19 protein-coding genes and 1 tRNA gene are annotated in these 24,997 nt (G+C 68.6%); 7 read left to right on the plus strand and 13 right to left on the minus strand.

The genetic code is table 11. The features are described from left to right. The first annotated feature begins 91 nt into the window (after positions 1-91). A complete protein-coding gene (locus INQ41_RS12575; RefSeq protein ID WP_407074280.1) occupies positions 92-3,928 on the plus strand; it encodes a translocation/assembly module TamB domain-containing protein in 3,837 nt (1,278 codons plus the stop codon). Positions 3,929-4,261: 333 nt separating this feature from the next. Here the strand turns inward: INQ41_RS12575 and ribA are convergent, their stop codons facing one another. From ribA to INQ41_RS12595, 4 genes are all read right to left on the minus strand, one after another. After that, a complete protein-coding gene (ribA, locus tag INQ41_RS12580; protein WP_193984958.1) occupies positions 4,262-4,975 on the minus strand; it encodes a GTP cyclohydrolase II in 714 nt (237 codons plus the stop codon). 149 nt (positions 4,976-5,124) lie between these two features. Continuing rightward, positions 5,125-6,558, minus strand: coding sequence for a magnesium transporter (gene mgtE, locus INQ41_RS12585; RefSeq protein WP_228076616.1), 1,434 nt, complete (start codon positions 6,556-6,558; stop codon positions 5,125-5,127). A 237-nt stretch (positions 6,559-6,795) separates the two neighbouring features. After that, the gene (gene mnmG / locus INQ41_RS12590; protein WP_193984960.1) at positions 6,796-8,685 is read right to left on the minus strand and encodes a tRNA uridine-5-carboxymethylaminomethyl(34) synthesis enzyme MnmG; all 1,890 of its coding nucleotides are present in this window, start codon (positions 8,683-8,685) and stop codon (positions 6,796-6,798) included. A gap of 593 nt (positions 8,686-9,278) precedes the next feature. Continuing rightward, a complete protein-coding gene (locus tag INQ41_RS12595) occupies positions 9,279-9,851 on the minus strand; it encodes a hypothetical protein (protein WP_193984962.1) in 573 nt (190 codons plus the stop codon). 120 nt (positions 9,852-9,971) lie between these two features. On the opposite strand from INQ41_RS12595, the gene INQ41_RS12600 reads away from it, so the two are divergent. Then, a complete protein-coding gene (locus tag INQ41_RS12600) occupies positions 9,972-10,979 on the plus strand; it encodes a pyridoxal-phosphate dependent enzyme (protein WP_193984964.1) in 1,008 nt (335 codons plus the stop codon). Between the two features lie 11 nt (positions 10,980-10,990). Here INQ41_RS12600 and INQ41_RS12605 read toward each other — a convergent pair whose 3' ends face one another. The 5 genes from INQ41_RS12605 to bioB form a co-directional block, all read right to left on the minus strand. Continuing rightward, positions 10,991-11,623: a hypothetical protein gene (locus INQ41_RS12605; protein WP_193984971.1), complete on the minus strand. Its 633-nt coding sequence runs from the start codon at positions 11,621-11,623 to the stop codon at positions 10,991-10,993. A gap of 84 nt (positions 11,624-11,707) precedes the next feature. Then, positions 11,708-12,724: a multidrug resistance efflux transporter family protein gene (locus INQ41_RS12610; RefSeq protein WP_193984973.1), complete on the minus strand. Its 1,017-nt coding sequence runs from the start codon at positions 12,722-12,724 to the stop codon at positions 11,708-11,710. Between the two features lie 45 nt (positions 12,725-12,769). Then, positions 12,770-13,681: a methyltransferase domain-containing protein gene (locus tag INQ41_RS12615; RefSeq protein WP_193984975.1), complete on the minus strand. Its 912-nt coding sequence runs from the start codon at positions 13,679-13,681 to the stop codon at positions 12,770-12,772. 61 nt (positions 13,682-13,742) lie between these two features. Then, positions 13,743-14,963: an aminotransferase class I/II-fold pyridoxal phosphate-dependent enzyme gene (locus tag INQ41_RS12620; RefSeq protein WP_193984977.1), complete on the minus strand. Its 1,221-nt coding sequence runs from the start codon at positions 14,961-14,963 to the stop codon at positions 13,743-13,745. A 3-nt stretch (positions 14,964-14,966) separates the two neighbouring features. Then, positions 14,967-16,115: a biotin synthase BioB gene (bioB, locus tag INQ41_RS12625; RefSeq protein ID WP_193984979.1), complete on the minus strand. Its 1,149-nt coding sequence runs from the start codon at positions 16,113-16,115 to the stop codon at positions 14,967-14,969. A gap of 71 nt (positions 16,116-16,186) precedes the next feature. Here bioB and INQ41_RS12630 point away from each other — a divergent pair, with 71 nt between their 5' ends. Both INQ41_RS12630 and INQ41_RS12635 read left to right on the plus strand, forming a co-directional pair. Next, positions 16,187-16,951, plus strand: coding sequence for a ComF family protein (locus INQ41_RS12630; RefSeq protein ID WP_228076617.1), 765 nt, complete (start codon positions 16,187-16,189; stop codon positions 16,949-16,951). Between the two features lie 59 nt (positions 16,952-17,010). Continuing rightward, positions 17,011-17,544 carry an HdeD family acid-resistance protein gene (locus INQ41_RS12635; protein ID WP_193984981.1) on the plus strand — a complete coding sequence of 178 codons (534 nt, stop codon included), beginning with the start codon at positions 17,011-17,013 and terminating at the stop codon, positions 17,542-17,544. Between the two features lie 102 nt (positions 17,545-17,646). On the opposite strand, the gene ubiA is transcribed toward INQ41_RS12635, so the two are convergent. Then, on the minus strand, positions 17,647-18,549 hold the full coding sequence (gene ubiA, locus INQ41_RS12640) for a 4-hydroxybenzoate octaprenyltransferase (RefSeq protein WP_193984983.1): 903 nt from the start codon (positions 18,547-18,549) through the stop codon (positions 17,647-17,649). Between the two features lie 82 nt (positions 18,550-18,631). On the opposite strand from ubiA, the gene INQ41_RS12645 reads away from it, so the two are divergent. Together INQ41_RS12645 and INQ41_RS12650 are read left to right on the plus strand one after the other, a co-directional pair. Beyond that, positions 18,632-18,708: transfer RNA gene (locus INQ41_RS12645), tRNA-Arg, on the plus strand. Between the two features lie 184 nt (positions 18,709-18,892). Beyond that, positions 18,893-19,372, plus strand: coding sequence for a DUF421 domain-containing protein (locus INQ41_RS12650; protein WP_193984985.1), 480 nt, complete (start codon positions 18,893-18,895; stop codon positions 19,370-19,372). A 4-nt stretch (positions 19,373-19,376) separates the two neighbouring features. Here INQ41_RS12650 and INQ41_RS12655 read toward each other — a convergent pair whose 3' ends face one another. From INQ41_RS12655 to INQ41_RS12665, 3 genes are read right to left on the minus strand one after another with little or no spacing between them, the layout of a single operon-like run. After that, positions 19,377-21,587, minus strand: coding sequence for a sugar nucleotide-binding protein (locus INQ41_RS12655; protein WP_193984987.1), 2,211 nt, complete (start codon positions 21,585-21,587; stop codon positions 19,377-19,379). 30 nt (positions 21,588-21,617) lie between these two features. Beyond that, positions 21,618-22,799, minus strand: a complete 1,182-nt coding sequence (glf, locus tag INQ41_RS12660; protein ID WP_193984989.1) for a UDP-galactopyranose mutase — start codon at positions 22,797-22,799, stop codon at positions 21,618-21,620. Further along, a complete protein-coding gene (locus INQ41_RS12665; RefSeq protein WP_193984991.1) occupies positions 22,796-24,097 on the minus strand; it encodes a glycosyltransferase in 1,302 nt (433 codons plus the stop codon). The genes glf and INQ41_RS12665 overlap by 4 nt, the downstream gene beginning before the upstream one ends. A 158-nt stretch (positions 24,098-24,255) precedes the next feature. Here INQ41_RS12665 and INQ41_RS12670 point away from each other — a divergent pair, with 158 nt between their 5' ends. Then, the gene (locus INQ41_RS12670) at positions 24,256-24,933 is read left to right on the plus strand and encodes an SOS response-associated peptidase (RefSeq protein ID WP_193984993.1); all 678 of its coding nucleotides are present in this window, start codon (positions 24,256-24,258) and stop codon (positions 24,931-24,933) included. Positions 24,934-24,997: the final 64 nt, after the last annotated feature.

A 24,997-nucleotide genomic window follows, 5' to 3' on the forward strand; every position in this document is an offset into this window, starting at 1 on the left:
CTTCCCGAGGCGCCACCGCTTGGACCCGGACCTGACCCCGGAGGAGCGCGAGGAGCGGATCGCCGAACTGCGCCGCAAGCGCCATGCACGCATGCGCGTCCTTGCGATCCGCAGCGCAGTGCTGACCGGCGGGCTGGTGCTGCTGCTGGTCGCCGTCGTCTACTGGCTGGTCAGCACGATCGGCGGACGCGACGTGCTGTTGGCGCAGATCGTCCAGCGCCTGCCGGCCAACGCGACACTGAGCTGGCAGAAGGCCGAGGGCCCGGTGTCGGGGCCGTTGACGATGCACGACGTGCGTTTCACCTACGACGCGATCGTCTTCACCGCCCAGCGGGTGACCCTGGAGCCTACCCTGCTGCCGCTGCTGGGCAGGCACCTGCGTCTGGACGCGCTGCAGGTGGAAAACGCCACGCTGGACCTGCCCGCCAGCGACGAGCCGTTCGAACTCCCGCGCTGGCCCGATTCGCTGCCGCAGATCAATCCGCCACTGGCACTCACCGCTGCCGATATCCAGATCGACCGCTTCCGGATCAGCAGCGAAGGCGAGCCGACCATCAACATCCGTCGCCTGCGCGGCGGCCTGCAGGCCAAGCCCGGCAGCCTGCACGTGGAGACGCTGGCGATCGACAGCGACCGCGGCCGCTTCACCGCCCACGGCGACTACGCGCCCGCGGACAACTACCGCACCGACCTGCTGGTGACCGCCGTCCTGCCCGCGGCGCCCGGCCGCACGTCGGCGCGGTTCGGTCTGCTGGCGCGGGGCGATCTGGACGAGATGGACCTGGGCCTGGGCGGGCGCGCGCCCGGCGAGATGCGAGCCACCGTGATCCTGCGCGGCAAGGACCGCCTGGTGAGCCCGCCGGGTGCCAGCGGCGGCCCGGTCATGGCCAGCGTCAACCGGCCACAGTGGCAGCTGCGCGCGCGCGCCGACGCGCTCGACATCGGCCTGCTGACCGATCCCCAGGCCGCTCCCGCGGAGGCGCCGCTGGCGCTGCAATTGCAGGTCGACGGCGTGGGCGGCGACGCCCGCCTTCGCGGCGAGGTCCGGCAGGGCGAGTTCAGCGCCAGGGTGCTCAATTCGCGCCTGCGGGTGGAGGACCAGGTCCTGGACCTGGACCCGCTGCGGCTGGAGCTGCTGGACGGCAGCGTGATTGCGCGCGGCACGGCCGACTTCAAAGATCCGGCCAATGCCTCGTTCCGCTTCGCCACCAATGCCCGTGGCCTGCAGTGGGGCAGCCCGACCGCGCTGGCCGCGGATGCCGATTTCGGTCTCGCCGGCACCCTGCACGGGTGGGCGCTGATCGGCAATGCCACCCTGACCCGCGACGGCGAGCGAGCGACGCTGACCCTGGATGGACGCGGCAACAACGAGCGCATGGACTTGAAGGCGCTGGACGTGGCGATGCCCACCGGCACCCTGGCCGCCACCGGTCGCATCGCCTGGGCGCCGTCGCTGGCCTGGGACATCGACAGCCGCCTGGCCGGCTTTGACCCGGGCTACTTCGCCGCGGGCTGGAACGGCTCGGTCAACGGCCACATCACCAGCACCGGCAGCGCGCGCGGGGATGGCGGACTGGAAGCCGCCCTCGACCTGGCCGACCTGGGCGGCCGCCTGCACGGCAAGCCGCTGGACGGCAACGGTCACTTCACCATGTCCGGCGCCTCCCCGACCGGGGATGTCGCGCGCTACCTGGGCGAAGTCGCCCTCGCCATTGGCGGCAGCCGGATCGACGCCAAGGGCAGCTACGGTGACCGCGTGGATGTCGATGCGCGCTTCGCCCCCTTGAACCTGCAGGACCTGCTGCCCGATGCCAGCGGCACGCTGCGCGGCACGGCCCGCGTGCAGGGTCCGGCGGCAGGGCCTGACATTCGCGCCGACCTGGTCGGCAGCAACCTGAAGTTTGCCGATTACACCGCCAGCACCCTGACGATCAGGGGCGAGCTGCCCTGGTCACGCGGCGACGGCCAACTGGCCATCCGCGGCGACGGCCTGGCGCTCGGCGCGCCGGTGGACCGGCTGGCCATCGACGCGCGCGGCGCGGTGGAGCAGCTGCGTCTGAGCGCCAGCGCCGGCCGGGAAGGCCTGGCTTCGCTGGCACTGGATACCTCGCTCAACCACCGCGGCAACCGCTGGCAGGGCACCCTCTCGCGGCTCGGGGTGGACATGGAGCGCGGCGCGGACTGGCACCTGCGCGCGCCCGCCGGCTTTGCCTGGGCGCCCGCGCCCAGCGGCAGCAGCGTGACGCTGGAGCCGGCCTGCCTGGCCTCGACCGCCGGCGGTTCGCTGTGCGTCAGCGCGGACTGGCCGCGCCGCGGCCTCAGCGTGGTCGGCGAGGGGCTGCCGGTCGCGCTCGTCGAGCCATACCTGCCCGAGCGCGAGCACCGCCAGCCGTGGCTGCTGCGCGGCGAGCTCGCGATCGACGCGCACATCCGCCCGGTCGGCAACGGCTGGGACGGCCAGGCGCGCATCACCTCGCCCGGCGGCGGCATCCGCAACAGCGAGCGCTCGCGCACCGAACTGCTCAGCTACGAGAACCTGGCCCTGACCGCGACCTTCCGGCCGCAGGGCATCGAGGCCGAGTTCGGCACCGGGTTCAACGGCGACGGCCGCATCGACGCCAGCCTGCGCACCGGCTGGGACACGTGGTCGCCCTTGAGCGGCCAGTTGTCGCTGAACACCCGCGAGCTGACCTGGATGGAGCTGTTCTCGCCGGACATCGTCGAGCCGACCGGCGCGCTGAGCGCGCAGATCAGCGTCGCTGGCACGCGCGATGCGCCGCAGCTGGGCGGCCAGGCCCAGCTGGCCAATTTCAGCACCGAGATGCCGGCCCTGGCGATCACCCTGCGCGAGGGCAACCTGCAGCTCAATGCCCTGGCCGATGGCAGCGCGCGGATCCACGGCAGCGTGCGCTCCGCCTCCAGCGCCGGCAACGAAGGCAACGGCGTGCTCAACATCGACGGCACGCTGGGCTGGAAGGGCGATGACACCCCGCTGGTGCTGCGCCTGAGCGGCACCGACGTACTGGTCTCCGACACGCCCGACCTGCGCGCGGTGGCCAGCCCGGATCTGCAACTGAATTACCAGATCGGCCAACCCATGCGCCTGTCCGGCACGATCAACGTGCCCGAGGCAATGGTCAACCTTGAAGGCCTGGACCACGCGGTGTCGCCATCGGCCGACGTCGTCGTGCTCGATCCGGTCAATCCCGACGAAGGCCCGGGCACGCCGCTGGCGATGGACCTGCGCATCACCGTCGGCGACAACGTGCGCATGAAGGGCTTCGGCCTGACCGGCAAGGTCGACGGCAATATGCACCTGCTGGCCCGCCCCGGGCGTGAACTCACAGCGAACGGCGCGATCAATGTCGCCGGGGAATACAAGGCCTACGGGCAGGACCTGAGGATCACCCGCGGCCTGCTCCGCTGGTCCAACGACCCGGTCTCGAACCCGGTGGTCAACCTGCGCGCCGAGCGGGTGATCGGCGAGGTCACCGCCGGCGTGGACGTGAGCGGGCGCGCCAGTGCGCCGCAGGCCTCGGTGTGGTCGAACCCGGCCAGCTCGCAGCCCGAGGCGCTGGCCTACCTGACCCTGGGTCGACCGCTGTCGACCCTGACCGGCGATGAGCGCGGCGACCTCAACGCGGCCAATGCGGCGCTGACCGCCGGCGGCGGCATGCTGGCATCGCAGCTGGCCACCAAAATCGGCCTGGAGGATGCGGGCGTCACCCAGAGCCGCGCGCTGGGCGGCAGCGTGTTCGGCTTCGGCAAGCAGCTCTCGCCGCGGCTGTACGTCGGCTACGGGGTGTCCCTGCTGGGCACCGGCCAGGTGCTGACCCTGAAGTACCTGCTCGACCACGGCTTCGACATCGAAATCGAATCGAGCACGCTGGAGGATCGCGGTTCGATCAACTGGCGCAAGGAGAAGTAGGCGCTTCCCACCGATGGGAACGTTGCACCTGCGGGGCGTGAGGCGACCGGGGGAATGTCCCTGGGCGCGAATGTCCCCCGGAACCGATGGAGCCGGTGTCTCCTCCTTTATTTCTCACCCAGGGACATTCCCCCGGCCGTTCCAGCCTGCCCGGCATTGTTGACGCGCACCGTTTGTCCGCGGCTCTATCCGGGCACGGCTGCAATCCGTCAGCGGGACCCGCGGGCATTCCGGGCGAAATAAAGGAGGAGGCGTCCGCCGCAGGCGGATGCCGGGGGACATTCGCCCGGAAGGTTCGCGGGCCCCGGCCCCGGCCCCGCCAGGCCGGCGCGACTACTCGGCGGGCAGGCCGATGACGTGGCCCAGCTTCTCGCGCTTGGTCGAGAGATAGCGCTGGTTGCTGGGGTTGTGCCCGACAAGGATCGAAATCCGCTCCGGAATCAGCACCCCCAGCTTCTGCAGCGCCACGACCTTGGCCGGGTTGTTGGTCATCAGGCGCAGCGCGCCGACGCCGAAATGGGCCAGCATCGGTTCGCACAGGCCGTAATGGCGCTGGTCGGCGGCAAAGCCCAGGTCCTCGTTGGCCTGCACGGTGTCGGCGCCCAGATCCTGCAGGTGATACGCGCGGATCTTGTTGATCAGGCCAATGCCCCGCCCTTCCTGGCGCAGGTAGAGCACGATGCCGCGGCCTTCGGTGGCGATCCGGCGCAAGGCCTCTTCCAGCTGCGCGCCGCAGTCGCAGCGCTGGCTGAAGAACGCATCGCCGGTCAGGCACTCCGAGTGCACCCGCGCCAGCACCGGCGCGCTGTCGTCCAGGTCGCCCAAGGTCAGCGCCACGTGCTCCTTGCCGCTGGCCGTGTCGATGAATCCGTGCAGGCGGAAGGTCGCCCACGGCGTGGGCAGGTCGCAACTGTCGACGTAGCGGATTACCGGCTCGGCCTCCGCGGCGACCGGCACCGGCAGGTGCGATTCCGCCGGCGGGGTGGCATCGGTGCGGGCGTTGGCATCGCCGGCGAGCAGATCGACGGCCGGGCTGGGCTCACTCATTGCATGTCCTGCACAAATCGGGGATTGCGACCAACGGGGCCATTGTCCTCCACACGCCGCCGCAACAGGTCCTTGAATGGGTGCGATCGCGCGGTTTCTCAAGCGCGCGCAGCGTCGAGCCGCCGGCCACCGACGCCGGGCCGGGGCGATCAGGCGATCGCGTGGCCCATCCAGGACAGCATCACGGTAGCGATTCCGAAGTAGATCAGGATGCCGATGCCATCGGCCAGCGAGGTGATCAGCGGGGAACTGGCCGAGGCCGGGTCGGCCTTGAACTTGTTCAGCAGGAACGGCAGCGACATGCCCATGACGCTGCCGACCAGCACGATCAGCAGCATGGTCGTGGCCACCACCAGGGCAATCGCCGGGCCGCCGCGGAACAGGCCAATCGCGCTGACCGCGACGGCCATCGTCAGGCCCAGCAGGGTCGACACGACCAGTTCGCGCACCAGCATGCTGCCCCAGTCGCGCATTTCCACATCGCCAGTGGCCAGGGCGCGCACCATCAGCGTGGCGGACTGCGCGCCCGCGTTGCCGCCACTGGCGATCAGCAGCGGCAGGAAGAACACCAGCGCCATGTTGGCGGCGATCAGGTCCTCGAAGTGGGCGATGCCCGCGCCCGAGAACAGGTTCGCGAACACCAGCAGCACCAGCCAGTACACGCGCTGGCGATACAGCAGGGACACCGTGGCGTCCTTCATGCTCATCGTCAGCGTGCCCAGGGTACCGCCGGACTTGTGGAAGTCCTCGGTCGCCTCGGCCTCGGCCACGTCCATCGCGTCATCGGAGGTGACAATGCCGACCATGCGCTCCTCGCGGTCGATGACCGGCAGGGCGATGAAGTCGTAACGGGCGATCTTGTTGGCCGCCTCGACCTGGTCGGCATCGACGTACACGGTGACAGGGTTGGGCGCCATGACCTCCAGCACCGGGGTGTCCGGATCGGCCAGGATCAGGCGACGCAGGGTTGCCACGCCGATCAGGTGGCGGTCGTGGTCGACCACGTAGGAGGTGTAGATCGTCTCCTTGTCCGGCGCGACCCGGCGCAGTTCGGCGATCGCCTGGCCCGCGGTCAGGTCCGGGGTCAGGGTCGCGTACTCGGAGGTCATCAGCGCGCCGACGCTGTCGCGCGGGTAGCTGGCCAGGCGCCGGATGTCGTCGCGCTCGGCCTGCGCCAGCGCCGGCAGCAACCGCTCGCGGCGGTCCGCCGGCAGGGTGTTGAACAGGTCCACGCGCTCGTCGGCGGACATCAGGTTGAGCAGTTCCAGCACCTGCGGGCGCGGCATGCCGGCGACCAGCTCGGTCTGCAGCTCCAATGGCAGGTAGCCGAACAGCAGCGCGAGCTGGTCGGCGGTGATCAGCGGCAGCACCTGTGCCTGCTGCTCGGGCTCCAGGCGGGTGAGCACGTCGGCCAGGTCGGCGGCCAGGACATCAGCCAGTTCGCCGCGCAGCGACTCGCCTTTGCCGTGCGCCAGTTCCGCGGCGATCGCCTCGGCAACGAGGTCGGCGTCGAAGTTGCCCTCCGCGTCGGCCCGGTACAGGAGGCGGGTGTCGGGCTTTTTCTTCTTCTTGAGGTTGATCACGGGGTGCCTCCGGAAGTCGCGAATGAGGCGACCACGGAAGCGGGCAGCGCCGGCTTACCGGATCGCTGCAGGCTCCACGTACCGCCAGGGACGCGCGCGGTCCATGGTGTAGGGGAAAGTTCCAGGTTGACTCGGTCTGTCCACGTTGCGGGCATGGCCGGAGGAAACGGGCCCCGGCAGCCGCCGAAGTCTAGGAAGCGCCACCGCCGGGGTCAACCGGCGCGCGACCTGCGACGTTCAGGCGACCCGGTGCCGGCGCGCGCCCACCAGGTGCACCAGCAGCAACGAGATCGCCGCCGGCGTCATGCCGGGGATGCGCTGGGCCTGACCGACCGTCTGCGGCCGCACCTGCTCCAGCTTGCCGGCCAGCTCGACCGACAGACCGTGCACCCGGCCGTAGTCGAAATCCCCGGCGATCGGCGTGGTTTCGTGGCGGAGCTGGCGCGCGATCTCCGCGTTCTGCCGGTCCAGGTAGCCGGCGTACTTCACCCCGATCTGGACCTGCTCGGCGACCGCGGGATCGGCCACGCCCGGACCCAGCGAGGGCACCGCGACCAGCCGGGCGTAGTCGATCTCAGGGCGCTTCAGCAGGTCCCGCGCGCTGGTCTCGCGGCTGAGCTCGATCCCCAGCCCGCCGGCGACCTCGTTGCCCAAGGCGTTGCCCGGCGACATCCAGATCGCGCCGAGCCGGGCGTTCTCCGCCTCGATCGCGTCGCGCTTGGCGGCGAACGCGTTCCAGCGCGCATCGTCGACCAGCCCAAGCTCGCGCCCGATTGCGGTCAGGCGCAGGTCGGCGTTGTCCTCGCGCAGCTGCAGGCGGTATTCGGCGCGGCTGGTGAACATCCGGTAGGGCTCGGTGGTGCCGTGGGTGATCAGGTCATCCACCAGCACGCCGATGTAGGCCTCGTCGCGGCGCGGGCACCAGCCCTCGTGGCCCTGCACCTGCCGCGCCGCGTTGACGCCGGCCAGCAGGCCCTGTGCGGCGGCCTCCTCATACCCGGTGGTGCCGTTGATCTGGCCGGCGAAGAACAGCCCCTGCACCGCCTTGGTCTCCAGGCTCGCCTTCAGGCCGCGCGGGTCGAAATAGTCGTACTCGATCGCGTAGCCGGCGCGGGTGAGATGGGCGTTCTCGAAGCCGCGGATCGAGCGCACCAGCTCCAGTTGCACGTCAAAGGGCAGCGAGGTGGAAATCCCGTTGGGGTAGATCTCCGTCACGCCCAGACCTTCGGGTTCGACAAAAATCTGATGGCTGGCCTTCTCGGCAAAGCGCACCACCTTGTCCTCGATGGACGGGCAGTAACGCGGACCGATGCCGTCGATCTGGCCGGTGTAGAGCGGCGAGCGGTCCAGCGCGCCACGGATGATCTCGTGGGTGCGCTCGCAGGTCTCGGCGATCCAGCACGAGACCTGGCGCGGGTGGTCATCGCGCGAGCCCATGAACGACATCACCGGGCGCGGGTCATCGCCGGGCTGCTCGACCATGACCGAGTAGTCCAGGCTGCGGCCGTCGATGCGCGGCGGGGTGCCGGTCTTCAGCCGGTCGACCACGAAGGGACCCTCGCGCAGGCGCGCTGCCAGGGTGGCCGACGGTGGATCGCCGACCCGGCCGCCGGCGTGCGTGGTCAGGCCGACATGGATCTTGCCGGCGAGGAAGGTCCCGGCCGTGAGCACGACCGCGGGCGCGCGGAATCGCAACCCGGCCTGCGTGGTCACGCCGCGCACCTGGCCGGCATCGAAGTCGATATCGTCCACCGCGGACTGGAACACCGTCAGCCCCGGCTGGCGCTCGACCGCCGCGCGGATGAAGGCGCGATAGAGGCTGCGGTCGGCCTGGCAGCGCGTCGCCCGTACCGCCGGTCCCTTGCTCGCATTGAGCCGGCGCCACTGGATCCCCGCGGCGTCGGCCGCATGCGCCATCACCCCGCCCAACGCATCGATCTCGCGCACCAGATGGCCCTTGCCGATGCCGCCGATGGCCGGATTGCAGCTCATCGCACCGATGGTCTCGATGTTGTGGGTCAGCAGCAGCGTGCGTGCACCGGCACGCGCGGCTGCCAGCGCCGCTTCGGTACCAGCGTGGCCGCCGCCGACCACGATGACGTCATATTGGTAGAAGTCGTTTTTCATGTCGCCAACCAGGCAGGCGGGGTACGCCGTGGACGCGAAGGACGCCGAAACCGGCGCCAACGCAGGGAGGGAATTGTACGCCGATCAAGCACTTGCCACGAAAACCGGCGCGGATTGAGCGGAGTCAAAGGCCGTTGCCGCGAGACCGATTTTGCCTCGCCGTCAACCTTGGCACGCTTCGTGCGTTATCACTCCTGCACCCAACGGGGCAGGCGCCAGGCGCCGGTCGGGATTGGAACAGGGCCGACCATGCGCCCGTCGGGGAAGCACCAGGGTCGAATGTCGGGGGACATTCGGCCCTTTTTTTTATCCTCTCGATGCCCTTCGTCACACTCTGCGCGAGACTTTGGGCAGGGGAGCGGCTGCGTGCGCGCTCGCCATCCATTCGGCGCTTTTTGCGCATGACGCGGGCCGGAATGACGAAAGCCCCGCGTGGCGGGGCTTTCGGGTGTAGGCGCCGATGCCGGACAAGGGCGGAACAGGGGGGATCCGAGATTCCTTGTCGGGCATCAGCATGGAAGCGGTAACTGATTACGTCGCATTGCGACGTTGTTTGTCAATAGCTGGCCCGCAGTGCCGGCCGGAAGCGCCGGCTATTCGACTTCGCGGGAGGTGCGCGCACGTTCGATCATCCGGTCGGAACGCGAGTTGCGCGACCCCTGGCTGGGAGGCGGCGCGGCGGGGCGGCTGGGCATCGCGGCCGGGCGCGGCTGCGCCGGAACCGGGTTGCGAATCACCGCCGAGCTCGGCCGGTTGCCGGCCGGCGGCGTGGACCGCTGGATGCGCTCGCGCTGCAGGCGCTCGTAGTCGCGCCACGGCGCACGGTCGTTGCGTCCACCCGTGGGTGGGCGGTAGTCGTGATTGCCGCCATGGTGATTGCCATGCCCCGGGCGCACGATCACCACCGGCGGCCGGTAGTAACCGCCGCCATAGCCATAGCCGGGGTAGCCGTATCCCGGGTAGCGGTAGCCCGGGTAGCCATAGCGGTAGTTCAGGCTGCCGTAATACCCGGGATAGCGGTAATTGTCGTAGTAGCTGTCGTGGTAGCGATAGGTGGTGGACGGCTGGCCGTAGTAGTAGCCGCCGCTGTCGTATTGGTAGCCGCTGCTGACGCAACCGCCCAACAGGCCGATCGCGAGCGCGGGGAGCAGGATTTTGCGGAACATGCGTGGATCCCCCATTGATTGTTGAACCATACTCGGCTATAGCCGTTGAACTAGCCCTTAATCCTTCGCGCCGCATAAACACGGCCGCCGGCGCCCACCACTTGGGCTACGCTTGTCGCCATGAACAACGCCGACACTGCCCAGACCCCCGCCAAGCCGCACGCCGCGCCGGACTTCGACGCCGTGCTGACCGCCGCTTCGCGCATTGCACCGCACATCAACCCTACCCCGGTGCTGCACGCCCGCACCCTGGACGCGATCGCCGGCTGCCGGCTGCTGTTCAAGTGCGAGAACCTCCAGCGCGCGGGCTCGTTCAAGTTCCGCGGCGCGTGCAATGCGGTGTTCTCGCTGACCGACGCCCAGGCTGCCAATGGCGTGGTCACCCAGAGCTCGGGCAACCACGGCGGCGCGGTGGCGCTGGCGTGCCGCGAGCGCGGCATCGCGGCCACCGTCGTGGTTCCGCGCGGTGCCTCGCGGGTCAAGCTGGCGGCGATGGAAAGCTACGGCGCGCGCATTGTTCCCTGCGAGCCCACCCAGGCCTCGCGCGACGAGGTCACCGCGCGCGTTGTGGAAGAGACCGGCGCGGTCCTGGTTCACCCGTTCAACGATGCGCGGGTCATCGCCGGCCAGGGCACGGCCACCCTGGAGATGCTGCGCTTCGCTCCCGACATCGACACCGTCGTGGTGCCGGTCAGCGGGGGCGGTCTGATTTCCGGCACCGCCCTGGCCGCCCTGGGCGTCGATCCGTCGATCCAGGTGTATGGCGCCGAGCCCGCCGGCGCGCGCGATGCCCACGATTCGCTCAAGCAGGGCGAGCGCATCACCGGCCGGGTCGCCGACACCGTGTGCGACGGGCTTCGAGCCGAGCTGGGAACCCTCACCTATCCGCTGGTGCGCCAGCTGGTGCGCGACATCCTGCTGGTGGAAGACACGCAGACCGTCGATGCCATGCTGCTGGTATGGGAGCGGATGAAGCTGGTGATCGAGCCCTCCGCGGCGATCGGCCTCGCCGCGGTGCTGGCAAACCCCGGGCAGTTTGCCGGTCGCACGGTCGGCATCGTGCTGTCGGGCGGCAACATCGACCTGTACGAGCTGTCGGAGCTGCTGTCGCTCGCGTCGCGCGGCTGAAGCGGGAGCGATCAGCCGCCTGAGCGTGGCGTGGTGCCGAAAGCGATGGTCAGGTGGCCCAGCCCTTCGGCCAGCAACAGCCGGGCGACCGCCGCACGCTTCGCCAGGGGCTGGGCATGCAGGTCGTCGAGCAGCCAGCGAATGGAACGGCAACGCGCCTGATGATCCGAGCCGTTCAGGCCCGCAACGAAACCATCATTGAGCATCGCCGCGCGCACGCCGGCGGACTTCAGGCCCTGCCGGGCCGAGGCCTCGTCAAAGGGCTGCCGCGGCGACTGCATGGCGACAACGAACAGGTTCGCCACGGCGCCGGCAAAACGGCCGCTGTGCTCCGGCCCCAGCCGGTTGGCGACCTGATTGAAGGTCGCCAGGCTGCGCTCGGCGGCCGGGTCGAACAGCGGGCACAGCACCTCGGCCTCGCGCGGATCCGACAGGGTGGTCCGAGCGACCTGGAACAGCTGGTCGATCGCCGGGTCCGGGGCCCGCAGCAGCAGCTCGTGGCCGTCGGCGACCAGGGCTGACGGATCGAACCCCCATTGCTCGACGGCTGCGGCAGGCGATTGCTGCGCGCGCACCGGCATCAGGCTGGTGGCGATCAGCGTGGCGACGGAAACCACCGCGGCGAGGGTCATCGGATGGAACATGGCGGGCGCTCACGGCTGTGCGGACAGAGCCCGAATTTAAGCATGCCGTGCTGAACCGCGGGCCCGTTCTGCGCCCGGCGACGCTCAGCCGCCGCGTTCGCTCCGCAGCGCCCGCACCGCTGGCGGGCTGCCCACCGCCGCGCGCGCGGCGATCCAGCTGAACACCGCGATGCCCGCCATCACCACCAGCGCGCCGTACAGGGCGCGTCCCTGCGGCCAAGCCTCGCCCAGCAACAGCACACCCAGCACCGTCGCAAACAGGATCTCGGCGGCCTGCATGGCTTCGGTCGCGGCCAGCGCGGTGGGGTTGTTGCGGACCATGCCGGTGGCCTGGAAGAACAGCACCGTGGCGATCACGCCCGCCCCCAGCGCCACCGCGGCGGCAAACCAGACCTGGTCCAGCGAAGGCGCCCCTGCCTCACCGGCCGCGAAGGCGGCGACCAGCCACCAGGCCGGCTGGCTGGCCAGGGTCAGTCCGAACACCCGCTGGGTGGCGTTGAGCTCCACCCCGCCGGAGGACGGTGCGACACGCTCCAAGTGCAACAGCAGGCCGCGGTTGCCCAGCGGATAGGCAACCGCGGCAACGGCGACACAGCCCAGCGCGATCCAGCCCTCGCGGTCCAGCCCGCCGTCGTCGACACCGAACTGCATCATCAGCACGCCGGCAACCACGACCAGCCCCACCGCCAACGCCGGGCGCGGAATGCGGGCGCGCTCGTCGTTGTAGAGGAAGGGCGCGCAGAGCATGCCGGCGATCACGGTCAGCTGGAACGTGCCGGCCACCAGCCACGACGGCCCACTCGCGGCGGCGTAGCTGAGCCCAAGGTAGAAGATCACGAAGCCCACGGTGCTCCAGCCCAGCCACGGCAGCGGATGGGCGCGGATCGCGCGCCAGACCGGCCCCATGCCGCCCTGCCAGCGCATCAGCGGGACCATCAGCGGCAGGGTGATCAGGTAGCGCAGCGAGGCCGTCCACGCCCAGTGGCCGCCGCCGATCGCCGCCGCGCGGTTGAGCACGTAGGTGCAGGTGAAAAACAGCGCCGACAGCAGCGCGATCGCCACCGCCAGCAGGGCCCGGCGGCGCTGGGAGAGATCAGTCATGCCGCGAATCTACGCCAAGCGGGCGGTGGCGGTCTTGCACGCCGCTCAGCGCTTGCGCACGCGGATGCTGGACGCGGGCACCTGCACTTCATCAATGCCGCCGACACGGATGGGTGCGCCAGGCGGTGGACCCCAGGCGTGGGCGTAGATCGCCTCCAGGGTCACCGGCAACTGGCCATCGGGCTTGCGCATCGACTCGTAGACCTCCCCGGCGCGTGCAAAGCGCTGGCGGCCGGTGAGGCTGCGCCGGCGGGCGGCCAGCGCGTTGGTGGCGCCCAGTCCCTGCAAGCGCTGCATCAGGCTGGCCATGTCGGGCTGGCCGAGGTGGAACTCGTCGCGGTCCAGTACGGGGTCCTTGAAGCCGGCGGCAATGAGGGCATCGCCAAACGGGCCAATGGCCGTAAACGGGCTGACGTGCGGCGCCTCGTCGACCTCGGCGAAGGCCTGACGCAGTTCGATCAGGGTGTCCATGCCGAAGGTCGAGACCAGCATCAGGCCACCGGGCTTGAGCACCCGGCGCAGCCCGGCGAAGACCGCCGGCAGGTCCTCGACCCATTGCAGGCACAGGTTGGAATACAGCACATCGACGCTGCGATCGGCCAGCGGCAATGCGCGCGCATCCGCCGCCACCGGGACCGGGCGTGGCGCGAAGGGATTGAACCGGAAGCCACCGCCCTGGCCGCGGACCTGGGCGAGCATCCCCGGCGCGACGTCGAGCGCGAGCACGCGCGCCCTGGGCCAGCGCTTTTGCAGGAGCGCGGCCATGTGTCCGGGGCCTGCGCCCAGGTCGACTACCACTTCGGGCGTCGGCAACGCCAGCGCCGGATCATCCAGGTAGTCCAGCGAGTCGGCCAGCCGCGAGCCGATCTCGCGCTGCACCTCGTCCAGACCCGTATAGGTGTCGGCCGCACGCGAGAAAGCCCGGCGGATCTGGCGGTAGTCGAACAGCGCGCTCATGCCGTGGCTCCCGGGCGGGCCTTGCCGACGGGTGTCGACAGACACGAAATGTCCTGCGGCATCATGGGGCGACACCGCGGCTGATGGCGGCCACACGGGCCTCGGCGCGGGCGCGATCGCGGGCGCCGGACATGGCCTCGATCAGGCCGTCGATATCGGCCGGGGCGTGCAGCGCGGACAGGGTGATGCGCAGGCGGGCCTGGCCTTCGCCGAAGGTCGGCGACGCGGCCGCTTCCACCCAGTAGCCCGCGCGCTGAAGGGCGGCCGCCATCGATGCCGCGCACGCATCGTCACCGACCAGCAGCGGCTGGATCGGGGTCTGCGAGTCGAGCAGGGCCAAGCCGGCGCGCTGCGCACGCTCGCGGAAATGCGCGACCAGCTCGGCCAGCTTCTGCCGACGCCAATGATCCTTGCGGGCCAGCTTGAGCGCGGTGAGCCCGGCCGCCGCCTGCGCGGGCGGCAAGGCCGTCGTGAACAGATAGGGCCGCGCGGTATCGGCGAGGTGCTCGATCAGCTCATGGGTGCCGGCCACCACCGCGCCCTGCCCGCCCAACGCCTTGCCCAGGCTGGCCAGTTGCAGCGGTACCTGATCCACGCCAAGGTCGGCGGCGGCCACGCTGCCGCGTCCTTCCGGACCGACCACGCCGATCCCGTGCGCGTCATCGACATACAGCAGTGCGTGCTGGACGCGGGCGACAAGCGCCAGTTGCCGCAGCGGGGCAATGTCGCCGTCCGCGCTGAAGACACCTTCGGTGGCGACCATGGCCATGCCGTCGGGCATGCTGCGCAACTGCCGGATCGCGCCCTCCGGATCGCCATGCGGGTAGCGGCGCAGGCGGCAGCCGGCCAGGCGGGCGGCGTCGACCAGGCTGCCGTGGTTGAACGCGTCCTGGGCGCAGACATCCTCATCGCCGAGGAGCGACTGCAGGACCGCCAGGTTGGCGAGGTAACGGCTGCCGAACAACAGGGCGCGCGGCGTCCCCAGCCAGTCGGCGATCTCCTGCTCCAGCCGCTCGTGGGTCTGATGCCGGCCACAGGCCAGGTGCGAACCCGAACCGCCCGCGCCCTGGGCGGCCACGGCATCCTGCAACGCGCCGATCACCGCGTAATGCTGGGACAGGCCGAGATAGTCGTCGCTGCAGAAGTTCAGCAGCTCGCGGCCGTCGACGCTGCAGCGGGCGCCGTCACGATGGCTGACCGCACAGCGGGCGTGGCTGCCCGGCGCGTCGGCGCGCTGCGCCCGGATCGCGTCAATTCGATCGCCCCAGAATACGCGCTCCACGGCTCAGCGCTTCACGCCGGCCACTGACCGCGGCGGATGGGGCGTTGCAGGCGCGTCGCTTACGCGGTGATCGAAGCGGTCGCTGTGGATGATGTCGGCGTGCACTGTTCCCCCCGGACTGGTGGCCGTAGGGGTCACATTATCGTCCTTTCCGGGCATCGGCATCGCCCGCAGGCCGAGACGGTCGAACAGCGCACGGTCGTGGTCGGCGCCCGGGTTCGCGGTGGTCAGCAGTTTCTCACCGTGGAAGATCGAGTTGGCGCCGGCCAGGAAGCACAGCGCCTGCAGCTCATCGCTCATCTGCTCGCGTCCCGCCGACAGGCGCACCATTGACCGGGGCATCAGCAGGCGCGCCACGGCGATGGTGCGGGCGAACTCGAACGGGTCCAGTTCGGCGAGGGCATCATCGTCTGCCAGCGGCGTACCGGCGACCTTGACCAGGCGATTGATCGGCACCGAGTCGGGATGGGCGGGAAGGTTGGCCAGCGCCTGCAGTAATCCGGCGCGCTGCTCCCGCGACTCGCCCATGCCGACGATGCCGCCGCAGCAGGTCTTCAGGCCGGCGTCGCGGACGAGGGCCAGCGTGTCCAGTCGGTCCTGGTAGCCGCGGGTCTGGATCACCTCGCCGTAGAACTCCGGCGCGGTGTCCAGGTTGTGGTTGTAGTAGTCCAGCCCGGCATCCCTGAGCGACTCCGCCTGGCGGCCGCTGAGCATGCCCAGCGTCGCGCAGGTCTCCAGCCCCAGCGCCTTCACGCCACGGATCATCTCGGCGACCCTGGGAATGTCGCGGTCGGCCGGCGAGCGCCACGCCGCACCCATGCAGAAGCGCGAGGCGCCGGCATCACGCGCGGCGCGCGCACGCTCCAGCACTGCGTCGGTGGACATCAGCTTCTGCGCGTCCACGCCGGTGTGGTAGCGCTGGGCCTGCGGGCAATAGGCGCAATCCTCGGGGCAACCGCCGGTCTTCACCGACAACAGGGTGCTGACCTGGACCTCGGCCGGATTGAAATGCGCACGATGGACGCTCGCCGCGCGGAACAGCAACTCGGTGAACGGGAGCTCAAACAGCGCAAGCACTTCGCTGCGCGTCCAGTCATGGCGGCATCCATCGGGCGCACCGGCGGAAACGCTGGCTTCACTGACACGGGACATGGCGGTTTTCCGGCTGACGGCGCGATGAGGGGCCGGGCAGTCTGGAAAGCAACGCTCAGGACTGTCAACACATGGCGATCAACACGGTGGGGCGAAACGGGATTGGCGTGCTGGCCCGGTGGGGAGGCCGGCTTGCGAGCGCGCTGTGGCCCGGGAACTGCCTGGCCTGCGGTGCGGACGGGGAGCAGGGGCGCGATCTGTGCCCGCTGTGCGAGGTGGCAATCCCCTGGCACCCGCGTGCCTGCCTGCGATGTGCGCTGCCGCTGGCCGGTGAGAAGGCCAACACGACAAACCCGCATCACACCGGATCGGCGACGTGCGCGAGTTGCCTGGCCGAACCTCCACCGCTGGTCGAGGTGCGCGCCGCGTGCACCTATGGCGTCCCGCTGGACCGACTCGCGCCGCGCTTCAAGTTCCACGGCGACCTGGCGGCCGGGCGCGTGCTGAGCGCGCTGATGGTGCAGGCGTTCGCCGCGCTGCCGCGACCCGACGCGATCGTGCCGGTGCCCCTGCACCGCTCCCGCCTGCGCCAGCGGGGCTACGACCAGGCGCTGGAGCTGGCCCGTCCTCTGGCAAGCGCGTTGGGCGTACCGCTGCTCGACGGCGCGCTGTTGCGCGCGGTTGCCACGACTCCGCAATCGCGGCTGGATGCGGCCGATCGGCGCTACAACGTGGAGGATGCGTTCGAGGTCCCGCCGCGCGTGGACCTGCCGGCCCACGTGGTGCTGGTCGACGACGTCATGACCACCGGAGCGACGCTTCATTCCGCGGCGCAGTGCCTGTACCGGGCCGGCGCAGTACGGGTGGATGCCTGGGTCGCCGCGCGGGTTCCGTGACAATTGACAGGCGTCGCCGCGCGCGCCTAGATGGGGCCATCTTCTATCGGGAAATCGTCATGGTGATTGGCCGCAGCTGGTGGGTACTGGTGTTGTTTGGCGTGATCGCCGTGGGGTTCGGAATTATCTCGCTGGTCTCACCGGCCGCCACCGCGGTGGCAATGGTATGGGCGTTCGGCGTGATGGCCGTCGCCGAGGGGGTGATCAGTCTGTTTGCACTGATTTCCGGAAACTCGCGGATCTCACGTGTCTGGCTCGCCCTGTATTCGCTCAGCTCGCTTGCCTTCGGTGTGCTCGCGGTACTCAACCCGCTGCAGATGGCGAGCGTCCTGTTGCTGCTGCTGGCCGCATGGCTGCTGGTCGCGGGCGTGTTCCGCATCGCCCTGGCGATCAGAATCCGCAAGCACATCCGCGGTGAGTGGCTGATCGCGCTGAGCGGCTTGCTGGTGATCGCGCTGGCGGTGCTTTTCGTGGCCTACCCGCTGGCCGGACTTGCCACGATCGCGATCTGGATCGGTCTGGGAGCGTTGCTGTACGGCGCGTTGCAGATCTGGGTCGGACTGAAACTGCGCAGGTTCGCCACCCGGCTCTAGCCTGGGAATCTTCCGGGACAATCGGTCGTGGGGATCTGGCCGTCAGGATCAGACCGTCAGGGTCAGCCCGTGAGGCTCCGCCCGCGACGATCGGGCCTGGACTCAGGCGCGCTGCATCCACAGGTCCAGCGCGATCCCGGCAAACACCGCCATCCCCACCCAGTGGTTGTGCACGAACGCGCGGAACAGCGGTCCGCGCTCGCGGGTGCGGCTGATCCAGAACTCCCACGCCACCAGCGCGACGGCGACGGCCAGCCCGGCCACGTACCAGGCGCCCAGCCCGGCACGCTGGCCCACCAGCAGCAGGGCGGCGAAGAACAGCGCGTAGATCACACCCTGGATGACCAGATCCAGGTCGCCGAACAGGACCGCGGTGGATTTGGCGCCCAGTTTGATGTCGTCCTCGCGGTCGACCATCGCGTACCAGGTGTCGTAGCCCGTGGACCACAGGATGTTGGCCACGTACAGCAACCATGCCAGTGGCGGAACTTCGCCGGTGACTGCGGCAAACGCCATCGGGATCGCCCAGCCGAATGACATGCCCAGGTAGACCTGCGGCAGGTGCGTGTAGCGCTTCAGGTAGGGATAGCTGGCCGCCAGCACCAGGCCGACCAGGCTGAGCCAGACGGTCAGCGCGTTCATGGTCAGCACGAGCGCGAACGCGCCCAGCATCAGCACGGCGAACAGCGCCAGAGCCTCGCGTCCGCGGACCGCGCCGGTCGCCAGCGGCCGCTCGCGGGTGCGCTCGACATGCGGGTCCAGCCAGCGGTCGGCGTAGTCATTGATCACGCAGCCGGCCGAACGCGTCAGCCACACCCCGGCGGTGAACACGAACCACGTCCACAGCGGCGGCACGCCCCCTGCCGCCAGCCACAGCCCCCACCAGGTCGGCCAGAGCAGCAGCAGCCAGCCGATCGGGCGGTCGTTGCGGGTCAGCTGCCAGTACAGGCGCAGGCGGGTCTTCCACGCAGGCACCTGGGCCGGCTCGAAACGCTCGTAGTTCATCGTGCAATTATGGGCGATGACGCGCGGCCGGGTTTGGGGCTAGAATGCGCTCCCCGTGCGGTCTTCGCATGCGGCCCAAGATGCGCCTGTAGCTCAGCTGGATAGAGTAGTGGCTTCCGAAGCCATTGGTCGGGGGTTCGAATCCCTCCAGGCGCACCACTTTGATTCCCTGTGCGCTCGGCAGTGGCGGGACCCCATCCGGTTTGTCTTGTTGACGGCGCGCAATGCGCGGTCACCGCGTGCACGCTTGGCCTCATCGCCGCGTTACACGTGTTTCACCGCGCCACTGCGACGATCCGGTTTGAGTCGGCCTTTGGGGCCCCTCGACTCCTGGAGCGCGCTCATGTCAGACCTGCTTGAACTTTCGATCCCCTGGTGGGAAATCGTTCTGCGCGGCACGGTCGTCTTCTTCGTATTGATGGTGTTGCTGCGCCTGTCCGGCAAGCGCACCGTCGGCCAGTTCACGCCGTTCGACCTGTTGGTCCTCGTGTTACTGGGCGATGCGATGCAAGGCTCGATGATCGCCGGCGATGAATCGCTGCAGGGCGGCATCGTCCTGACGGCCACCCTGATGGGATGGAATTACATTCTGGGAGTCACCACCTCGCGCAGTCGCAGGATCGAACGTCTGGTGGAAGGACGCGCGGTGGTCCTGGCACGCAACGGCCACGTCTACGGGCGAGCTCTGGACGACAACCGCATCGGTATAGATGACCTGCAGGAGGCGATGCGGGCTGCCGACTGCGCGTCGTTCGGCGATCTCCGGCTGGCAGTTCTGGAGAAGGATGGCCATATCAGCGTGGTTACCGGACGCCGCCATTGAGCTGTCAGCAGCGGTCTCTCTGCCGTCCCTGCCCGGACGTGCCCGTCGATGCCGCGGAAAATCGCAGGAGCGCACTGTCCAGACTTGGCATCGCGAACATGCGCTCGCTGCCCAGCACGCTGTATCGGGGCCGGGCGGCTGGGAGCGCGAGTCTCTGCCTGTCACAGGCCTTCAATCCGGCGACGTCCACGCCCGCGACATCGGCCGCGCGCCGGGCCAGTTCGGCCCAGGTCACCGCTTCTCCATTGGTCAGGTGCCATATCCCGGTCTCGCCGTCGATCAGCAGATCCAGACAGGCGTCCACCAGGTCGGGAACGTAGGTGGGCGAGATCACCATGTCTTCCGCCGCGGTGAAGCGGCTTCCCGCACGAAGCGCACGCAACGCCAGACTCACGAAGTTGTACTGGTCCCAGGGACCGAAAAATGCGCTGGTCCGTATCACCAGCGCGCCGGGGTGTGTTTCCAGCACCGCCGCTTCCGATCGCGCCTTGCTGCGGCCGTACACGCTGATCGGCGATACCGGATCGGACTCCAGATAAGGGACGTCCTGGGTCCCGTCAAACACCAGGTCACTTGAGAACGTCACCATCGGGATGGCGTGCCGTGCGCACAGTTTCGCCAGCACACTGGGACCCAGCGTGTTCTCGCGGAAGCAGCGCTCGGCATCCGCCTCCGCGTCATCGACACGCACATACCCTGCGGCGTTCACGACCGTCCACGGCCGGTGCAGGTCCAGCGCGCGGCTGACCGAATCGCTGTCGGCGATATCCATGCCGGCGCGAGGCAGGAGCCGATGGTCCAGGTCACGCTCCTGGCAGAGACGCGCGAAAGCGCGCCCCAGCGTGCCGTTGGCGCCGACGATCAGGATCGGCGCGCTGCGTACGACGGAAGTAGCGGAGGCTTCTGCGCGGATCGCCGCCCCTGACGGGTGTGGATCGCGCAAAAAACGCCCTGGCCGCTTCCACCAGCCCGAGCCTGACAGCACCGGGTGATCGATCGGTGTGCCATCCGCCAGTTGCCTGATCAGTGTGGCCACTGCCGTCGGGCGCGGCGCGCCTGCGCTGACATCGAACGTGCCGACCTCGTAATAGCCATGCTTTTGCGTCAGCAGGCAGTTCCAGTCGTAGGAGCCCAGCATTCCCCAGGCGGTAACCGCGCGCACATCCGCACCCGCCGCCCGCGCCTGCTCGGCGCCGCGCCATACCCCGAGCAGCCAGCGCATCTGATCCTCGCGGGCGGCGTCGATGTGGGCTTCGGTAATCGCCACGGGAATCCGGTAACGCTTCCATGTCTCGTCGATCAGCGGCGCGATCTGGCCGATCGGTTCCCCCATGGCGCGCGCCGCCTCCACGTCCGCGTAGCGATCAATGCCGTTTCCGCCGTGGTGGGCGACCGGATACCGGGCGAGCTCTTCGTCCAGGAAACGGTCGCTGGTTGCGTAGTGGTTGATGCCGATCAGGTCGGGCGGGCAAGGGTTGTGGCGAAACCAGCCGATCGCGTCCGCGGGGACGTGACAGACGTCGACCAACCAACCGTGCAGTGGATGCTGTGGCCCGACCCTGCCGCACAGCAGGTCCCAGCTCAGCCAGCGCAGGTGGTTGTTGAAATCCGCCTGATACTGCAGCCGGTCGGTGGCGAAGGTGGTTCCCAGATCTTCGGTCTGAACGAGCCTGGCGCGTGGGTTGATCTCGCGGATCGCCCGCATCGCCAGGACGATGCCCTGGCACTGGTTGAACATCGCCTTCCCGAAGGTGACCTCGTCGCGCCCGTGCGGATACCAGAGTCCATACAGGCCGCTGAAGCGGGCGGTGGTCAGCGGTTCGTTGACCGGGGTGTAGTCCTCCACCCAGGGGTAGCGTTGCGCCACCGCGCAGGCGTAACGGGCAAGCTGGGTGGCAAACGCGGGGTCGACGAGGCTGGTGTACCGCGGCCCGCTGCCGTGGTGGAGAAGTCCGACGATCGGACGCATTCCCAGGGCGCGGACGCGTGCCAGGCGGCTGTCGGACCAGTCCCACTTTCGTTGGTCAGGGGCAAGCGGCGCCACCCGCTCCCACAGCACAGGGAAACGCAGGGCACGTATGCCGGTGGAGGCAAGACGGTCCAGGTCGTCGGGCGTGCTCGCGTACTCGCGCCCGTCGAGTTGACTGAAGTAATCCGAGCCAACCCGGTTCACGGTGCACTCGATCCCGCCCCATGCTTCAAGTCGCTCAGACACCGGCTGTCCTCCCTGGGTGGAGTGTGTCTGCTACTCGATCAGCGGCTGCGGGATGGGATTGACGGGGCCCGGCGGGGTGGTTTTTGCGGACTGCCCGTGCGCCGCCGAGGGATGGCCGAGCTTTTGCAGTACGTATTCGGATGCCTTGAGTGCCGCACCCACGCACTGGTCCATGTTGTAGTAACGGTACTGGGCCAGCCGACCCACGAACGTCACCATCTTCTCTTCGCGCGCAAGGCTGTCATAGCGCTGGAAGAGGATCTCGTTTTCCCGGCGTGGGATGGGGTAGTAGGGATCGCCCTCGGCCTGCGGGTATTCACGAACGATCGAAGTGCCGCTGTGGGATTGCCCGGTAAGGTGCTTGAACTCGGTGATCCGGGTGAACCGGTGATCGTTGGGATAGTTGACGGTGCCGACGCGCTGGTACCGCTCCACCGTTGGCAGGTGCTCGTGTTCAAAGCGCAGCGAGCGGTATGGAAGTCGCCCGTAGCAATGACGGTAATACGCGTCCAGCGGACCGGTGTAAACCACGTGCCGGGCGTCTACATCGCCGCGCAGCTGGAAGAAGTCGGCGTTGAGTTCGACCCGGATCCCGGAATGATCAAGGATGCGCGAGAACATTGCGCTGTATCCGTCTTTCGGCATCGCCTGATAGGTGTCGGTGAAATAGCGGTCGTCGCGGTTGGTGCGGGTGGGTATCCGCGCGGCGACCGATGAGGCCAGCTGTGACGGATCCAGGCCCCATTGTTTTCTTGTGTAGCCGCGGAAGAACTTGAGATAGAGGTCCTGCCCCACCGCGTTGACGACCACGTCTTCGCTGGTCCGGATCGGGTCCCTGGGCTCGCGCACACGGTCGAAGAATTCCTGGATCGTGCTCTCGTCCAGCTCGAGTCCATACAGTCGGTTGACGGTATCGATGTTGATCGGGATCGGGACAAGCTGCCCGTCCACCTGCGCCAGCACGCGGTGCTCGTACGCGCGCCAGTCGGTGAACCGGGACAGGTAATCGAAGATGCGCCGGCTGTTGGTATGGAATATGTGAGGCCCATATGGATGGATGCGTATACCGTTGCCGTCCAGGCGGTCGTGTGCGTTTCCGCCGACATGGTCCCGCTTGTCGATGACCAGCACGTCCGCGCCCTGGCTGGCCAGCTCCCGGGCGACCACGGCGCCGGAAAACCCGGCACCGACAACCAGCACGTCGGTTTTCATTCGGTGGCCTCCGCTTCCACCACCGGGCAGCGCGCCATGCTCCTGTCTTCTGCCGACCGCAGGGCCGACTGGAGTTCGCCGCGCATGTCGGCAACCGTTTGGCTCCACGAGGCGGCAGCGGCCCGCTGCACGCCTTCCTCGATCAGTTCGGCATCGGGGCTGCGCAAGGCCCGCGCCGCCAGATCCAGAAACTCCTCGTGATCGTGCGCTATGGCCACCACCGGGGTGAAGTTGCGCACCACGTCCGCCACCGCGGTCGACACGATCGGCGTCGCGGTGGCCATGTATTCCAGGGTCTTGGTGGGATTGATGAAGCGCGTCGCATCATTCAACGCGAACGGCATCAGGCAGACATCAAATCCCTTGGCCAGCGCAGGCAGGTTCTCGTAGGCCTGCTGGCCAAGCCAGTGGATATTGGGCGCCGCCGGCAACTGATGCTGCTCGACCTTGGCAAGCGGGCCGGCCATGACTATCGACGCCTCGGGGAATTGAGCGGCAAGCGCGGCAATGAGCGGGTAATCGAGACGCTCGTCGATGACGCCGAAGTACCCGAACACCGGTCGTGCGAGGTTGGCGATGGACGCCGGAACCTGCGTCTGCGCCAGCCTTGCCCGGCCGAAGTGGGCGGCATCCACGCCGCATCCATGGAAATGGACATTGGGATGCTGGGCGGATTTGGCCTCGTAGAGCTGGTATCCGCCGGTGTAGACGATGTCTGCCCTGTCCAACAGCAACGCCTCGCGCTGCCTGATGTCGGTCGGCGCAAAGCGGAAATTCGCCAGTTCGTCCATGCAGTCGTACACCACGCCTGCACTGCCAAACTCGCCCAGCATCACCGGCGCGGTCATCGGGGAATAGAACCATTGAACCGGTCGCTCGAAGCGTCCCTGCAGCAGCGGGTGGTCCGCCAATGCGGCACGCACGAGCTGGAGGATCACGCGTGACTGCTCGTCCACACCGTCCGGCGGCCCGGGAAGCAGAGGCACGATGCGGACGATGTTGTCCATGGGCTCGGAGATTTCCAGGCTCGCCGGCGCGTCGCCGGAAACTTCCACAGGCTCTTCGATAAAAGCGATGCGGTGGTGTTGCGCCATTCTTGACAGGATCTGCTGGGGTCGCTGCCAGACGAAATCCCAGCGCAAATGGCTGTGGACGATGATGGGGAACCTCTCAATCCACCCGGGACCCGACCCTTCGACCGACGAGGCGCGATATGGTCCGGACGGTTCAATGCTGGAGTGGGCATTCAACTGATCCCGCGCGTGCGCAGGAAACGGGTGCGGGACGGTCTCTTCCATCATTCGCTCCATGAGGGGTCCTGACGGGAGTTTCCGAAACCCCAGTGCATGAAATGGTGAAATCCTGGGCATCGGCCCGCGCCGGAGCCACGCGGCTTCACAAGCGCGGGTACGGCGCGGTTCACCCTCCCTCCCGCAGGCGTGCGTAGGCTCGTCCCATGTGCGGACGTGACAGCCAATTCTTTACGTGGCGCGAGATCCACGCGTTCTCCGGCGGACTCGCGGTGAGCACGCCGGCGCAGGATCCCGAGCCCAACTACAACCGGGCGCCTACCCAGGCGGGATGGGTGCTGGTTGCCGACGGTGATGGGGCCGTCGCCACGGAAATGCGTTGGGGCCTGCTGCCGTCGTGGGCGAAGGACACCCGCCTGGCCTACAGCACGATCAACGCACGCTGCGAAACCGCCGCCACCAAGCCGGTGTTCCGGGAGGCGTGGCAGCAGCGCCGCGGCCTGGTACCGAGCTCGGGTTACTACGAATGGCGGATGGAAGATGGCGCCAAACAGCCCTACTTCATCCACGCCCGAAGCTCGCCGGTGCTGTTTTTTGCCGGGCTGTGGGAGCAGCGCGGCGAGCTGCTTACCTACAGCATCGTGACCCGCGATGCGGATCCCGCCATCGCGCATCTGCATGACCGCATGCCTTTGGCGCTACCGACCGATCTTCTGCATGGCTGGATGACGGGCACTCCGCAGCAGGGCACCGAAATCGCGCTGGCAGCGAAGGGACCGGAGCTGGAATGGCACCGCGTCGACAAGGCCGTCGGCAACGTCCGCAGTACCGGGCCACGGCTGGTGGAACCGCTGGCGCCGCAGTTGTTCGACGGCACCGATTGACAGAGGGATTGCCCGGCCGCAATTTGTCGCGTGGCTGCAAGCCCACGCCGACCTGGCTCTGCAA

This window comes from Lysobacter ciconiae (genome assembly GCF_015209725.1).
Lineage (GTDB): Bacteria > Pseudomonadota > Gammaproteobacteria > Xanthomonadales > Xanthomonadaceae > Novilysobacter > Novilysobacter ciconiae.

Bases quoted from the DNA above. Each gene is read 5' to 3' on its own strand.
- INQ41_RS12600 (WP_193984964.1), top strand. From the start codon at position 9,972: ATGAACAACGCCGACACTGCCCAGACCCCCGCCAAGCCGCACGCCGCG.
- INQ41_RS12630 (WP_228076617.1), top strand. From the start codon at position 16,187: ATGGCGATCAACACGGTGGGGCGAAACGGGATTGGCGTGCTGGCCCGG.
- INQ41_RS12665 (WP_193984991.1), bottom strand. From the start codon at position 24,097: ATGGAAGAGACCGTCCCGCACCCGTTTCCTGCGCACGCGCGGGATCAG.
- glf (WP_193984989.1), bottom strand. From the start codon at position 22,799: ATGAAAACCGACGTGCTGGTTGTCGGTGCCGGGTTTTCCGGCGCCGTG.
- INQ41_RS12635 (WP_193984981.1), top strand. From the start codon at position 17,011: ATGGTGATTGGCCGCAGCTGGTGGGTACTGGTGTTGTTTGGCGTGATC.
- bioB (WP_193984979.1), bottom strand. From the start codon at position 16,115: ATGTCCCGTGTCAGTGAAGCCAGCGTTTCCGCCGGTGCGCCCGATGGA.
- INQ41_RS12605 (WP_193984971.1), bottom strand. From the start codon at position 11,623: ATGTTCCATCCGATGACCCTCGCCGCGGTGGTTTCCGTCGCCACGCTG.
- INQ41_RS12650 (WP_193984985.1), top strand. From the start codon at position 18,893: ATGTCAGACCTGCTTGAACTTTCGATCCCCTGGTGGGAAATCGTTCTG.
- INQ41_RS12595 (WP_193984962.1), bottom strand. From the start codon at position 9,851: ATGTTCCGCAAAATCCTGCTCCCCGCGCTCGCGATCGGCCTGTTGGGC.
- ribA (WP_193984958.1), bottom strand. From the start codon at position 4,975: ATGAGTGAGCCCAGCCCGGCCGTCGATCTGCTCGCCGGCGATGCCAAC.
- mnmG (WP_193984960.1), bottom strand. From the start codon at position 8,685: ATGAAAAACGACTTCTACCAATATGACGTCATCGTGGTCGGCGGCGGC.
- INQ41_RS12575 (WP_407074280.1), top strand. From the start codon at position 92: ATGCGCGTCCTTGCGATCCGCAGCGCAGTGCTGACCGGCGGGCTGGTG.
- ubiA (WP_193984983.1), bottom strand. From the start codon at position 18,549: ATGAACTACGAGCGTTTCGAGCCGGCCCAGGTGCCTGCGTGGAAGACC.
- INQ41_RS12615 (WP_193984975.1), bottom strand. From the start codon at position 13,681: ATGAGCGCGCTGTTCGACTACCGCCAGATCCGCCGGGCTTTCTCGCGT.
- INQ41_RS12670 (WP_193984993.1), top strand. From the start codon at position 24,256: ATGTGCGGACGTGACAGCCAATTCTTTACGTGGCGCGAGATCCACGCG.
- INQ41_RS12610 (WP_193984973.1), bottom strand. From the start codon at position 12,724: ATGACTGATCTCTCCCAGCGCCGCCGGGCCCTGCTGGCGGTGGCGATC.